The sequence below is a fragment of the Acinetobacter marinus genome, assembly GCF_900096915.1.
GTDB lineage: Bacteria > Pseudomonadota > Gammaproteobacteria > Pseudomonadales > Moraxellaceae > Acinetobacter > Acinetobacter marinus.
Map to the genome: position 1 here is coordinate 571003 of NZ_FMYK01000001.1, position 14792 is coordinate 585794.

General features: G+C 43.3%; 14 protein-coding genes and 1 pseudogene. 9 read left to right on the forward strand and 6 right to left on the reverse strand.

Translation table 11 applies throughout. The annotated features are described in order from the left end of the window. Positions 1-49: 49 nt before the first annotated feature. Positions 50-958: a sulfate adenylyltransferase subunit CysD gene (gene cysD, locus BLQ60_RS02565; protein WP_092615494.1), complete on the reverse strand. Its 909-nt coding sequence runs from the start codon at positions 956-958 to the stop codon at positions 50-52. Positions 959-1358: 400 nt separating this feature from the next. On the opposite strand from cysD, the gene BLQ60_RS02570 reads away from it, so the two are divergent. The 5 genes from BLQ60_RS02570 to BLQ60_RS02590 all read left to right on the forward strand — a co-directional run bounded on the left by BLQ60_RS02570 (position 1359) and on the right by BLQ60_RS02590 (position 6153). Beyond that, positions 1359-1880 (forward strand): NUDIX hydrolase, encoded by a 522-nt coding sequence (locus BLQ60_RS02570; protein WP_092615497.1) that lies wholly within the window; start codon positions 1359-1361, stop codon positions 1878-1880. Positions 1881-1966: 86 nt separating this feature from the next. Then, the gene (gene mnmA, locus BLQ60_RS02575) at positions 1967-3130 is read left to right on the forward strand and encodes a tRNA 2-thiouridine(34) synthase MnmA (protein WP_092615500.1); all 1164 of its coding nucleotides are present in this window, start codon (positions 1967-1969) and stop codon (positions 3128-3130) included. Positions 3131-3242: 112 nt separating this feature from the next. Further along, positions 3243-4007, forward strand: coding sequence for a DUF489 family protein (locus BLQ60_RS02580; RefSeq protein ID WP_092615503.1), 765 nt, complete (start codon positions 3243-3245; stop codon positions 4005-4007). 64 nt (positions 4008-4071) lie between these two features. Further along, positions 4072-5454, forward strand: a complete 1383-nt coding sequence (purB, locus tag BLQ60_RS02585) for an adenylosuccinate lyase (protein ID WP_092615506.1) — start codon at positions 4072-4074, stop codon at positions 5452-5454. 81 nt (positions 5455-5535) lie between these two features. Then, positions 5536-6153 (forward strand): DUF2238 domain-containing protein, encoded by a 618-nt coding sequence (locus BLQ60_RS02590; protein ID WP_092615510.1) that lies wholly within the window; start codon positions 5536-5538, stop codon positions 6151-6153. 164 nt (positions 6154-6317) lie between these two features. On the opposite strand, the gene BLQ60_RS02595 is transcribed toward BLQ60_RS02590, so the two are convergent. Beyond that, complete coding sequence (locus BLQ60_RS02595) at positions 6318-6530, reverse strand: cold-shock protein (RefSeq protein WP_092615513.1); 213 nt, start codon at positions 6528-6530, stop codon at positions 6318-6320. A gap of 435 nt (positions 6531-6965) precedes the next feature. Beyond that, a complete protein-coding gene (locus BLQ60_RS02600) occupies positions 6966-7427 on the reverse strand; it encodes a PACE efflux transporter (protein WP_092615516.1) in 462 nt (153 codons plus the stop codon). Between the two features lie 210 nt (positions 7428-7637). Between BLQ60_RS02600 and BLQ60_RS02605 the strand changes: the two genes are divergently transcribed. Continuing rightward, complete coding sequence (locus BLQ60_RS02605) at positions 7638-8660, forward strand: glycosyl transferase family protein (RefSeq protein WP_092615519.1); 1023 nt, start codon at positions 7638-7640, stop codon at positions 8658-8660. A gap of 66 nt (positions 8661-8726) precedes the next feature. Here the strand turns inward: BLQ60_RS02605 and BLQ60_RS02610 are convergent, their stop codons facing one another. Together BLQ60_RS02610 and BLQ60_RS02615 are read right to left on the reverse strand one after the other, a co-directional pair. Further along, positions 8727-8996 (reverse strand): YeaC family protein, encoded by a 270-nt coding sequence (locus tag BLQ60_RS02610; RefSeq protein WP_092615522.1) that lies wholly within the window; start codon positions 8994-8996, stop codon positions 8727-8729. A 66-nt stretch (positions 8997-9062) separates the two neighbouring features. After that, positions 9063-9965 carry an NAD(+) kinase gene (locus BLQ60_RS02615; RefSeq protein ID WP_378235163.1) on the reverse strand — a complete coding sequence of 301 codons (903 nt, stop codon included), beginning with the start codon at positions 9963-9965 and terminating at the stop codon, positions 9063-9065. A 202-nt stretch (positions 9966-10167) separates the two neighbouring features. Here BLQ60_RS02615 and mrcB point away from each other — a divergent pair. Further along, positions 10168-12438, forward strand: a pseudogene (mrcB, locus tag BLQ60_RS02620) (penicillin-binding protein 1B); the annotation flags it as partial. A 305-nt stretch (positions 12439-12743) separates the two neighbouring features. Continuing rightward, complete coding sequence (locus BLQ60_RS02625) at positions 12744-13355, forward strand: tetratricopeptide repeat protein (RefSeq protein ID WP_092615531.1); 612 nt, start codon at positions 12744-12746, stop codon at positions 13353-13355. A 146-nt stretch (positions 13356-13501) separates the two neighbouring features. Here BLQ60_RS02625 and mutT read toward each other — a convergent pair whose 3' ends face one another. Continuing rightward, positions 13502-14479, reverse strand: a complete 978-nt coding sequence (mutT, locus tag BLQ60_RS14180) for an 8-oxo-dGTP diphosphatase MutT (protein ID WP_092615534.1) — start codon at positions 14477-14479, stop codon at positions 13502-13504. Between the two features lie 117 nt (positions 14480-14596). On the opposite strand from mutT, the gene hemP reads away from it, so the two are divergent. Beyond that, entirely contained in the window at positions 14597-14767 is a 171-nt protein-coding gene (gene hemP, locus BLQ60_RS02635) for a hemin uptake protein HemP (RefSeq protein WP_092615537.1), read from the forward strand. Positions 14768-14792 lie beyond the last annotated feature (25 nt).

The window sequence follows — 14792 nt, forward strand, 5'->3', positions numbered from 1 at the left end:
TGAAAAACCAAACCACATGCAATCAACAATGAAATGCAGTGAGAAAAAATTAGAAGTAACCTTCTTGCTTTTTCTTTTCCATTGAACCTGCTTCATCATGGTCAATCATTCGACCTTGACGCTCAGAACTGGTGGTTAGGAGCATTTCTTGGATAATGTCAGGCAAGGTATCCGCTTTTGACTCGACCGCACCTGTCAGTGGATAACAGCCCAGTGTACGGAAACGCACCGATTTCTTTTCAGGCACTTCATTTTCACGCAGTGGGAAGCGCTCGTCATCAATCATGATCAAGGTGCCATCACGCTCAACCACAGGACGCTCAGCAGCGTAATACAATGGCACAATTGGAATCTGCTCAAGGTAGATATATTGCCAAATGTCTAGCTCAGTCCAGTTTGAGAGTGGGAATACACGGATACTTTCGCCTTGATTGACTTTACCATTGTAGATATTCCACAGCTCGGGACGTTGGTTTTTTGGATCCCAACGGTGCTTGCTGTCACGGAAAGAATAAACACGCTCTTTGGCACGTGATTTTTCCTCATCACGACGTGCCCCGCCAAATGCCGCATCGAATTTATATTTATCCAATGCTTGCTTTAAGGCTTGGGTTTTCATGATGTCGGTATATTTCGAGCTACCATGATCAAAAGGGTTAATACCCTGCGCCATGCCTTCAAGATTTTTATGTTCGATCAATTCCAGACCATTTTTCTTCACCATCTCATCACGGAAGGTGATCATGTCTTTGAATTTCCAACCTGTATTGACGTGCATCAATGGAAATGGGAGCTTTGCAGGATAGAATGCCTTCATCGCAAGATGCAGCATCACCGCCGAATCTTTACCGATCGAATACAGCATTACAGGGTTATCAAACTCTGCTGCAACCTCTCGAATAATATGAATACTTTCAGCTTCAAGCTGTTTTAGGTGGGTTAATCTTTCGTCAGACATTAAGGAGACCCTACTACGATTCCAATCAAATATTCCAATCAACACGTTTTCAAAAACGCATGACGCATACAACAAGGTGTTAAATTTCAGGCAGGTAGTCTAGCATACAACTGGCTAACTTTCTGAATGCTATGCCGATATTCTGCCGTACACATAGATTTTCAAGTCGATGACATGAATATTTGCGATATATTGATGAAATTACAACATATATGTTTTTTGCATGTTGTTATGAATAAATGTGATAAGTAGATACTCAAACCCTCTCATTTTTTGTAATCATCACGAATGTATAACCTAGAATAATCGAACCAGCAATTCAATTGCACTCTATGAATAACATAGCCATTTTCGACAAAATTTCGTATCATATGCACCTCAATTTTGAGGGCTTGTACAGATGGCGAATACTTCAAATTTAGTATCATCACACGCAACATCAGCGTGGACTGCACATGTTACCGTAGCGACTGTGGTACAGCGTGAAGATCGCTTCTTGTTGGTTGAAGAACATAGCGAGGGTTTTAGTCATACTGTATTTAACCAACCTGCGGGACATGTCGAAGCAGGTGAAACCGTGATCCAAGCTGCCCTCCGTGAAACTTTAGAGGAAACAGCTTGGCGAGTGGAAATTACCGATTTGCTTGGCATCTATAGTTATACCCCGCCGATGTTTCCTGATCGTACTTATTATCGTTTTTGTTTCTTAGCGAATGCGCTTGAGCATACACAGCAGGATTTAGATGATGGCATCGTGCAAGCGCACTGGATGACATTTGAGGAATTGCAACTGACTGCACGTGCACGGAGTCCATTGGTGATTCGAGCGATTGAAGATGCTTTGGCTGGTAAGAAGTATCCCGTCGATTTGATTTATGAACATCCATTTGCGCAAGTTTCAGCCTCACCCTTTACCGCTTGAGTTGATTTAAACGCTTTAAACGCCATATAGGCTTTTAAACTGCCTTGTTAATTTTAGGCTCTAATTTTTTGGAACAACATTCTCCTATGACTGATCACAATGCTCATACTCCACAAAACACACATGTCATTGTCGGCATGTCTGGCGGTGTGGACTCTTCAGTTTCTGCGGCACTTTTACTTGAACAAGGTTATCAAGTCGAAGGCTTATTTATGAAGAATTGGGAGGAAGATGACGGTACGGAATATTGCACGGCACTGGAAGATTTAGCCGATGCGCAAGCGGTTGCTGATCGGCTAGGGATTCAGCTCCATACCGCGAATTTTGCCTCAGAATACTGGGATCGTGTCTTTGAGCATTTCTTGGCGGAATATTCCGCAGGACGCACGCCAAATCCTGACATTCTCTGTAATAAAGAAATTAAATTCCGTGCATTTTTGGACTATGCCATGACGTTGGGCGCAGACTATATTGCCACAGGTCACTACGCACGCCGTGGGCAAACTTTGCAAAATAGTCAAGGCGAAAGCTATGCGCCACTGCTTCGTGGTGTGGACAATAATAAAGATCAAACCTATTTCCTACATGCCGTACACGGTCGTGAGATCAATAAAACCTTATTCCCAGTTGGTGAGTTAGAAAAACCACAAGTGCGTGAAATTGCCAAGAAATATGATCTTGCCACAGCGACTAAAAAAGACTCGACGGGGATTTGCTTTATCGGTGAGCGTCGCTTTAGTGATTTCTTAAAGCAATATCTGCCCGCTCAAGCTGGGGAAATTGTTTTGGAAGATGGTAAAGTCATCGGCGAACATCATGGCTTAATGTATTACACACTTGGTCAACGAGGCGGGATTGGCATTGGCGGATTAAAAGATGTGGCTGAAGGTGCATGGTTCGTATTGCACAAAGACATTGCAAATAATCGACTTGTCGTTGGTCAAGGACATGAACATCCGCTGATGCTCAGTCATAGTCTTGACAGTGAAAACATTGACTGGATCGCAGGCGAACAAGCCATTCCGACGACTGGACTGCGTTGTACTGCAAAAACACGCTATCGCCAACCCGATCAAGACTGTACAATATTTCCACATCCTGATTTTGCACAGGGCGTACGTGTGGTGTTTGATCAAGCGCAACGTGCCGCAACGCCTGGGCAATCTGTTGTGTTTTATCAAGATCAAGTGTGTTTGGGTGGTGGTGTGATTCGCAGTATTGACGCACCTTTACCGCAATACTTAGTTTAAGCTATTTGGTTTGAGCTATTTAGCTTGATGGATTTAACGTGATCAGTTGATTTTAAAATTTCAATCGTAGCTAGCCTAGCAAGGCAACCTAACCGTTACAAGGCAATAGTACATGACCGATCTTAGCCCTTTTCAGCCAAGCGTGACGCTCAGCCGTGAACAGCATCAGGTGCTGGCGCTGGCTGCGGTGTTTCAGGCAGCGCAGATTGTGCATCTGATTGCCCTCCGTGGCAGTCAAGCGGTACATGATACAGGTGATCAATACAGTCAAACGCTATTGCAAGCGGCTCTAAATATTCGTGCAACGGACAATCCCAATCAAAATAGTTTATTATTTTTTGGCTCACTTGAGCATTTGGGTTTAGGTTTACGCACACTCGAACAAAGTCTGATTGCGCCTTACGATCCACAGCCGAAGCATCGTTTTCCACGCTTTAAATTGCCTGCAAGTAAACAGACTTTGGCTTATGCGATGGCTATGCTACAGCTCTCAAGCAAGGTCTACAGTAATAAAGATTTTCAGCAGAAAATTCTCAACACTCAGCAACAGATCATTCGTCAGTTGACTTTTTTTGAGCATAATTTTCAGCATCAAAGTATCATTCAAAGCCTAGCGACGTTATATACAGACACCGCAAGTACCATGAAGCCTCGGATTATGGTCAAGGGCACTGCTCGCACCTTTAAGAATCCGCATGATGTGGCGCTGATCCGAGCGATGTTATTTACAGGTTTACAATCGGCGCATTATTGGCGACAGCTAGGCGGTAGTCCGTGGAAAATGATTTTCACCAAATCCAAAACGCTTAAACAGATTCGTTATTTTGCTTCGATACAATATCAGCAAAGTCAAAAAGAGATGGTTCATGATGGTTAATCATCTCGCTGAACATACGATTTTAATTTCCCTCAATTTTCCCTTTAATGTCTAAGGAATTGTCATGCTCTCTAGCCTAACCGCACTTTCACCACTCGATGGACGCTATGCCAGCAAATGCGACGCTCTACGCCCTTTCCTCTCTGAATTTGGTCTGATCCATGCTCGTGTTACGGTTGAAGTGCGTTGGTTACAAGCACTTGCCAATCATGCAGACATCACTGAAATTCAACCATTTAGCGCAGAAACTAATACTGCACTGGATGCGATCGTAGCGAATTTTTCAGAAGATGATGCCAATCGTATCAAAGAGATTGAACGCACCACCAACCACGATGTCAAAGCAGTTGAATATTTTCTTAAAGAAAAAATTGCACATATTGATGAGCTGAAAGATGCAGGCGAATTTATTCACTTTGCCTGTACCTCTGAAGACATCAACAACTTGTCACATGCGTTGATGCTGAAAAGTGGTCGTGATGTGCTGATGAGCAGTATGAAAAATATTTTAGATAGCATTGCAAAACTCGCTGAAACGCATGCAGCACAGCCAATGCTATCTCGCACACATGGTCAGACTGCAAGCCCGACAACTTTGGGTAAAGAAATGGCGAATGTGGCGTATCGCCTCTCTCGTCAAATCAAACAATTTGAACAAGTGGAATTGCTAGGCAAAATCAATGGCGCAGTCGGTAACTACAATGCGCATCTGTCAGCTTATCCAGAACTTGACTGGGCGAAGCATTCTCAAGCCTTCGTTGAGTCTTTAGGTTTGACGTTCAACCCATACACCACACAGATCGAACCGCATGACTATATGTCGGAATTATTCGATGCACTGCGTCGTTTTAACACCATTTTGATCGACTTTAATCGTGATGTTTGGGGCTATATCTCACTCGGTTACTTCAAACAAAAACTCAAAGATGGCGAAGTTGGCTCATCAACGATGCCACACAAAGTGAATCCTATCGACTTTGAAAACTCAGAAGGTAACCTCGGGATTGCCAATGCCGTGCTTGCACACTTGGGTGAAAAATTACCAATCTCTCGCTGGCAACGTGACCTCACCGACTCAACGGTACTGCGTAATATGGGCGTTGGCTTTGCGCAAAGTTTGATTGCATTTGATGCCTGCTTAAAAGGCATTGGTAAACTTGAACTCAATGCTGATCGCCTGTTGGAAGATTTGAACCAAGCGCAAGAAGTCTTGGCTGAGCCGATTCAAACTGTGATGCGTCGTTATAACATTGAAAAACCATATGAAAAGTTGAAAGCATTGACGCGTGGTCAAGCGATGACTCGTGACATGATGGTGAACTTTGTCAATGGTGATGAGCTGACGCAAGTGCCTGCACCTGATCGTGCTCGCCTTGCTGAGATGACCCCTGCGAGCTATACAGGTAATGCGGAACAGCAAGCCAAAGACCTCAAGAAATATTTATAATTTCTCAGAAATTTAAATTGTTCTGAATCAAACAAATCGCTAGTATGTCTTTATTGAGATAAAGGCATACTGGATATAATAATGAATAAAATCAAATGGCTGACCATCTTGGTGTTGATCGTGATGGTCGCTATTGCCAGTATTCATCCACTGGAGATGCAATCCTACCTACTGCATCAGCTCGGCACAGTGATCATGCTCGGCGCATTATTTTATTTCAATCATAAGCTCCAGCTGAGTAACTCGAGTTTTGTCTTATACGGCATTTTTCTCGCCATTCACATTTTAGCTGCGCATTATCTCTATTCTTATGTGCCATATAATGACTGGATTCAGGCATTATTTGGTTTTGATCTCAATGCAACTTTTAGCTGGCAACGTAATATGTTCGACCGCCTTGTGCATTTTGCCTATGGCTTATTACTCTACCCTTTCTTTTATCAAATACTTTCAGCATGGCTTAAGCCCTTACAACAGCATGCAAAGATTGCATTAGTGTGCATTCTTTGGGTGATGGCAAGTAGCATGTTTTATGAGTTGATCGAATGGTGGATTGCGTTAGGCATGTCGCCAGAGCAAGCTGAAAACTATAATGGACAGCAAGGTGATATTTGGGATGCACATCAAGATATGTTTTTAGCGACGGTGGGGAGCTGTATTACTGCATTGTGTTTTAAACCTAAACTGAGCCAACAATAGCAATATTCAAACATAACTTTGAGATGAATAGCTCTCAATCGAACGCTTTCTTTCTCCAAAACTCAAGCATAAAAAAAGCACCTTATGATGCGAAATCGCAAAACATAAAGTGCTTTTTATAACTTGGCAACTTGTAGCCACCAAGTTAAGTATTCTGCGTGAAATTAGTCGATAGGACGAACTTCTTCAGCTTGCAAGCCTTTTTGACCTTGAGCAACTGTGAATTCAACTTTTTGACCATCACGTAGTGAACGGTGACCTTCTGCTTGAATTGCACGGAAATGTACGAATACATCTTCGCCGCTGCTGCGTTGGATAAAACCAAAGCCTTTAGTATCGTTGAACCACTTAACAACACCTTGTTCACGTGCCGACATAACTATTCCTCATCGTTTCTTGGAAAAAAATAAGGACGCACAGGTGCTGCTAACAGTAGAGAAACACGATTGAAAAAACATCTTAGTTATTTTACTCTCGTTATCATTCTGAAGAACTTTCAACATCAACCCATTCACATCCATTTGTATATCTGCATTGTATTGCGACGGAAATGTGCAATCTCAATCCAAAACTACGCCGTGAGCTTAGCACGACTAAAATGAGATTGATACCTATTTTTTCAGATATTGTTATTCATTTGATGAATATTTTTTATACAGTATTTTATATACCTACCAACAGCACTTCAGTCTGTTAAACCGATCACATTTTTCGTGATCTTCCCCTTTTCAATCGAAAGATTTAGATACATATTTCGATACGCTATGTTTTGATGTAATACAGTGTCGCAGTACAAGTGAAATAAAAATAACTTAAGGTTTTTGATGTTGCGTCTGTTTCGCCATGATTTGATCATAGCAATATTGAAAAATAAAGGTATACACCACAATACACATTGCCAGCGCAATATCTAATATCAGCGCCTGCCATAGACTGATCTGCATCATCCACGCAATGATCGGTACGGTAAACAGCAATAATCCACCTTCAAAACCAATCGCATGAACTACACGCACAGCAATGGTGCGCACTTGCCAATTCATCCGACGCTCAAAGCGTTCAAATACAGCGTTAAAGCACATATTCCACAGCATGGCGATGACACTCATCACCACCCACAACATCCCTGTATGACTCAAATCCTTGTTGAGCACCCAGCTCAGAATAGGCGTACCAATCACCAACAGGATTAGCTCATAACTCAGTGCATGAATAATTCGTTGTTTAACGGGCACTTTGGGCGCATCAACTGTGGTGGTATTTTTTGAGGACATAAGAAAATCACGGAAAGTATCGAACAGAAAGTATCAAGCTGAATTGTAACGCATTTTGCCTTGTTTTGGTGCAAAAATCAGCTTAAATCAAAGACCAAGTCGAACACAACTGTCTTCGGCATACGAATTGCTTTATGATCAATACGCACCATCAACCATCAACACGACATTAGCAACACTGCACCAAAATTTATCCAAATGAGCCTAACTATGCCGACATCTACTCAAAAGCGAAATCTATACGCCATCGAAGAACATCCGTTTGCCCAATATGTGCGCATACTTGGCAAAGGCAAAACCGGCAGTCGTTCGCTGAATTATGATGAGGCATATCACGCTTTTAAAATGATCTTGAGTGGCGAAGCGCTAGATTTGCAGATTGGTGCGTTTTTGATGCTACTTCGAGTCAAAGAAGAATCTGTTGATGAGCTGACAGGCTTTGTTCAAGCCACCAAAGACAGCCTAAAATTACCAAAACTGAGCTGTGACGTTGATTTAGATTGGTCGAGCTATGCAGGCAAACGCAAACATTATCCGTGGTTTTTACTTTCAGCGCTGACCTTGGCACAGCACGGCTATAAAGTGGTGATGCATGGCGTGGCTGGACACACCACCAATCGCCTATATACCGAACAAGCAGTGCAAGCACTTGATTTTCAAAGTTGTACTGCCCTCGATCAGGTCGATATACATTTGCAATCACAGAATTTTGCCTTTATTCCCTTAGAGTTGATGTGCCCAAAGCTCGCTGAAATGATTCAATTTCGTCAATTTTTGGGTTTGCGCTCACCTGTACACACGCTGTCCCGATTAATCAATCCTTTTGATGCCAAAGCCACACTACAAGCGATTTTTCATCCTGCTTATCGTGCCTCGCATCAACAGGCTGCCTTTCAATTGGGTTATCAAAATAGTGCAGTGATTAAAGGTGAAGGCGGTGAGTTTGAGCGCAACCCTGATGCCAAGACCTTGATTTGTGGCATTAAAGACGGCGCTTGTTATGAGCTGGAATTACCAAAAATCAATCCTGATCGCTCCATCGCAGAAGAAGGCTTTGATTTAGATTACTTCAAGGCAGTTTGGCTGGGTGATGCAACGCATGAATACGGTGAACAAGCGATTGTTGAAACTTTAGCAATTGCGCTGATGACTATGAAGATGGAATCGGATTATGCTGCTGCCCAAACAAAGGCACAAACGCTTTGGCAAACACGTTTTACTGCAACGACTTAATTCTTGGAAATTTCAGGATAAAAAAGCACTTCATATTGAAGTGCTTTTTACAGTTTATGCAATTCATCAAGTAAATCGAATCGGTTTAAACTCATCATCTTTCGGATCATGTGAGTCGCAAGGTTCGTCCTCTTCTTTGGTTCCCCGATCGATATAGCCAGTACGTTCAGTTTCAGGCAAATGTTTGTGTTCCCATACCAACACCGCTTGCATACAGGTTTGACGCTGTTCTTTGGTAAGCGCAACGCCATTTGGCCATTTACCAATTTCCACCGCTGTTTTCAGTTTTTCAACGATTTCAGGGGTTAATGTGTTTAGCATTTGTTCAATATTCATCAGACTATTCACTTCATCTTGGTCATAAGAGTAACTGCGGATTGCACCAGTTACTTAGCAGTTCAATTATTCATCATTAGGTTCAAAATCACGATTCCAACCGAGTTTGGTTCGACATGCCGCATAGAAATCATACCCTGGTGGATGCAATAAAGTCAGCTTAAACGGATGCTTACGCACCAACAGTTGATCGCCGACTTGCAAAGTCACACTATTTTGACCGTCAGGACTCACCATCGGCAAAATCTGATTATCTCGGATAAAAATCTTAATTTCGCACTGCCCGCCGACCACGATCGGACGGGAAGAAATGGTATGTGGATGCATCGGTACAATCACGATCGCATCCATATTCGGGTGAACAATCGGACCACCACCTGACAAAGCATATGCTGTAGAACCCGTTGGTGAAGCAATAATCAAACCGTCACTGTGCTGACGATAAACATACAGCCCATCAATATTGAGCTCAAAATCAATCATATGCACCGACTTTCCAGAGTGCAATACAATGTCATTTAAGGCAATATCTTGATATACCGTCTGCCCTTTTGAGCGCACTTCGGTTTCGAGCAAGAAGCGCTGATCGTGAATAAAATCACCATCTAAGACCTGCCCGAGTTTATGCAAAACTTCCGCAGGCGAAATATCCGTTAAAAACCCCAAACGACCACGATTGACCCCGACCACAGGCACATTATATTTTGCTAAAGCACGGGCAGCATGTAATAAAGAGCCATCGCCACCGACCACGACCACCAAGTCTGTGACCTGACCAAGATGTGCACGGCTACTAATTTGCACATTGTCAAACGGTCCAAGCTCGGCTGTTTCTTGGTCAAAGATGATGCGTAAGCCACGCTCATTGAGATATTGATAAATGATCTTTAAGGTATCGACCACCGAAGACTTTCCCGGACGTCCGATCAGACCGATATTCCGAAAAGATTTCGAGAAATGTTGTTGCACCCAATTCACTCCAGTGAAATTCCTCACCATCATAGCATTTCAAGGCGAGATGACCAATCGAGCAACTTCATTTTTCTGATGATTTATGATTTTTCTGTGAAATCAAAGAAATTTAGCAATTAACAACACAGTTTGTATTGCATATCCCTGTCTGCTATCGCATTATTTAGCCAATTTGTTAGTTGTCATGAAATTTTAATCAATGCAGAAACAACGTGGTCTTGGCTTCATTTCACTTATTCTTTTAATTCTATTCCTTGTCTTTTGTATTGGCTTGGGGATTTATTTGGTGCGTCTGGACAATATTGTTCGGGATCGTTTTGACGGTCAGCGCTGGGATATTCCCGCCAAAGTTTATGCACGTCCGCTGGAACTTTATAGCCAAGCGGATAGTAGTAAAACAGATATTTTAGATGAGTTGCGTTTGCTCGGTTATAAATCTGCTAATGATTATAATGATCCAGGGACGTTTGATAATAACGGTTCACAGCTGTTTATTCACACACGAGGTTTTGACTTTGGCGATAGTAAAGAGCCAGAGCGTGTTATTGAGCTGAATTTTAATGGCGAAACCATTTCAACCATTCGTACCACACAGCCATCGAGTACAGGTATTTTACGTCTTGAGCCAATGGTGATCGGTGGTATCTATCCACAGCACAACGAAGACCGTGTGTTGATTAAGCTGAAAAATGTCCCTGCTCCTTTGGTCGATGCTTTGATCGCCACCGAAGATCGTAACTTTTATGAGCATCATGGTGTGTCGATTCGTGGTACAGCTCGTGCCCTGCTCAGTAATGTTACAGGTGGCAAGCGTCAAGGCGGTTCTACCCTAACCCAACAATTGGTTAAAAACTTTTACCTGACCCCTGAACGCACTTATAAACGCAAAGCCAATGAAGCCTTGATGGCGTTATTGGTCGAGCTACATTACAGCAAAAATGACATTCTCGAAGCCTATCTGAATGAAGTCAATCTCGGTCAAAACGGCAACTATTCGATTAATGGCTATGGTTTGGCTGCACAGTATTACTTCGGGCAACCACTTCGTGAGTTGAACACTGCAAAACTTGCCTTTTTAGTCGGTTTGGTCAACGGACCATCTTATTATAATCCGTGGCGCAATCCTGAGCGTGCCCGTGCCCGCCGTGATGTGGTACTACACAATATGCTGGTCACTGGGAAACTCAGTCAAAAAGAGTACGATGCCGAAGTCGCTCGTCCGCTGGGTGTGCTCGATAAACCAGGCTATACCGCCATGAAGTATCCTGACTTTATGGACATTGTGCGTCGTCAGCTCAAAGAAGAATATCAAGAGCAAGATTTAACCAACCAAGGCTTACGGATTTTTACCACACTAGATCCTTTGGCGCAGTCTCGTATCCAAAATACCTTTGAAAAAACCGTAGCACGCCTATCAAAAAGTAATCCATCGAAGCTGAAAGACCTACAAGGTGCGGTGATCGTGTCACATCCTGAAAATGGTGAAATCGTCGCTGCGGTCGGCAGTACAGGTGAGTTTACTGGATTTAACCGTGTGCTCGATGCCAAACGCCAAGTCGGTTCATTACTCAAGCCTGTAATCTATATGCAAGCCCTTCAGTCTGGACGCTATACATGGGCAAGCCCGATTCAAGACAGCGAGATCGTGATTCGTGGTGCAGGGCTCAAAGATTGGAAACCGAAAAACTATGCAGGCGGTGAAAAAGGCATGGTCACCATGCAAACTGCGCTTGCGCATTCTTATAATTTATCTGCTGTGCGACTTGGCTGGGAAGCAGGTTTACCAACATTTATCAATAATTTGCATCGCCTTGGCTATCAAGGTGAAGTGCCTCGCTATCCTTCGATTTTACTTGGTGCGGTCAATATGTCCCCGATGGATATTTTGGGGATTTATCAAAACTTCGCCACAGGTGGTTATGCCTATCCAACCCGTAGTATTCGCTCAGTGGTCAATGCCGATGGTGTGTTGCTTGAGCGCTATGGACTGAAAGTGCAAAACACCATCGATCCATCGACAGCCTATCTGGTGAACTATGGCTTACAACAAGTCATGTCGAGCGGAACTGGGCGTTCTGCTTACAACACTTTCTCAAAAGACATGGGTTTAGCAGGAAAATCAGGCACCACCAATGATGCACGTGACTCATGGTTTGCAGGCTATAGCGGTAATTATCTGGCAGTAGTTTGGCTTGGTGAAGATAACAATAAACCGATTGGACTGACTGGTTCATCAGGTGCCTTACCTGTTTGGATCAATGTCATGAAGCAACTGAAAAACACGCCAAATGACATGCCACAACCTGATGATATCTCATGGCAATGGATCGACAGCTTTGAGGGCTTACTGTCTGCACAAGGCTGTGCGGGTGCGGTCTATGTGCCTCTGCTACGCAATACTATTCCACGCCAAGCAACCACCTGTGGTCTACCGCATTATCAGGTCGAGCCACAGTATTATGAAGAAAGCTATGTCGATGAATTTGGTAATCCGATTCCAGATACGGGATTGAGTGGTGAACATCCGCTCAATCCACAGCCGAACGCACAACCTGCACCGATGCAAAATCAAAACACTATGCAACCACGCACATCAACGGGTAACAACTCGGCAAATCGACCAAACAATTCGCAAAATTTAAATAATCCATTGAATCAAAACACCCCACGATCTACGCAAAACTATTTACGTGAAAGTGACTCGGAACGTGCCCCGCAACAACGTGGAAGCACCGTGATTTCCGAAGGTGAATATACGATTGGGAGCCGTTAATTATGCCAAAATCCTCACAACCATCTCTATTTTCTCAACTCTCCTTGGTCTTCGCCAGCCTCAGCATACTAGGTTTGGTGGGCTGTCAGAGCTTACCAAGTACCAGTAATACTCCAACGGCAAAGACTGAAACACAATCGGAAGAGAAACCAAAGGAAAAAGAATCCAAAGTCGTGGTGACTGCTTTGCCTGATGACGGTATCCGCCGTGAATCACAGCCCTTACCGTCACGTCAGCCACCTCGGGTGATTCTTCCAGAAAATCAAAACAATACGAAAAAGCTCAAAGATGGGCAAGGCGTACCCGCCTATCAAAACCTGATGCAATCGTACTTAAAAAACTTACGCCAAAACAATCTCAAAGAGGCTGAGAGTAGCTTAATTCAAGCCCAGCGTATTGCCCCGCAATCGGCAGAAGTCTATCGAGAGCTGGCGAGACTTGCTAACTTACGCAAACAAGGCAGTAGTGCCGAAGCCTTCGCCCGTAAAGGGCTGAGTTTTGCGCAAAACAATACCATTCGTAAGCAACTGTGGGAGCAAATCCTAGAGTCAGCAAAACTGCGCAACAATGCCAACTTGGCACGTCAAGCCCAGCAAATGATGCAACGCTACTAACATGACATTAGAGCTAAAAAGCTGAATATGTTAATCATATTCAGCTTTTTTATGTCTGTTTAGATTGAAAAACATCTGAGATAGGAAGCCATCTCAGATGAGCAGATTGAAATCATCGCAATGCGAGAGCGATGAATTGCTGTCGTTCAATCAAAAAAGTCTCGTATCCCAGCAACACCATATGCACCATATGTTTGAGCTGTTGCTAAGTCTGCCAGTTGAATTCCACCTAAAGCATAGACAGGCATATCAGCCAAAGTGGCTAGGCTTGCAAAAGCATCCCAGCCCATGCCAACTTGATCGGGATGGCTTGGCGTGGCATGTACAGGACTGAGAAAAATCGCATCACAAGCAAGCGTATTGGCATACTTTATTTCAAGTTCGCTGTGACAGGCAGCGATAAGATTCCTTCCTTGTAATGACATTGAGATTTCATTGTATTGTGATTCATCTACGGCTTTAGCCTGTGCAAGTCGTGCTAATGCCGTATGGTTTAAATGCACTGCAAAGGTTTTGTCCTGAAGCGATTGCTCTAAATTCAAATAGTCTTGCCAACGCACAATCAGTTGCTTTTGATCAAAAAGATGCGCTTTATGTTTTACGAACTGCTTAAAATCTTCACCACTGAGTCGAACATATAATGCGCCGACATTCGGCTTGATTACTTTAGTGTCTGGGGTTTTAAAATTTAAATTATTGTCGGTTAAAATTGCGATCTGCCTAGCCCATGTCAGCCGTTCGATGATGCGTTGATTGGCTGCTGGAAATTGATAGTTTTGCAATGCATCCAATGCAATCCAGTGCCACCCTGCATCGATTCTTTTTAGTTCATCGACATCTTGCACCGCGCACAATATAAAAAACAGCGTTAACAGCCGATCTGGATAGTGATGCTGAAAGGTTGCAAAGCATTTGATGGGCTGCACAGCAATACCCACTTCCTCGAATACCTCTCGGATGACCGCCTGCTCTGGCGTTTCACCCTGCTCGACTTTGCCCCCTGGGAATTCATAGCAACCGCCTTGTGCCAATTTTTGATCTCGCCAGCCCAGCAAAATCTGATTTTGATGACGAATAATCGCGATCGATACGCTGATGGATTTCTGAAAGTTGTCTGCATTCATGGGATATTTACAAATTCGGTGGAAAAAATAACAATTATTTTATGAAAATGATTGACAGATGATTTCGATAATTATTATCATTTATTCCGTTAGATCACAACCACGGAGTCAACAACAATGAACGCACCTTTCACGATTTTCACTCGCAGTAATGATACGCAACACAATCTACCAATGCTACATTCGAGCAATCTATTTGCCCTCGGCAGAGAAATCCGCATCTTGCACGCAGGTGAAGAATATCGCCTCCGTCTGACCCGTAACAACCGTTTGATTCTCACCAAATAATTAAAATAATCGTTCAATACTAAAA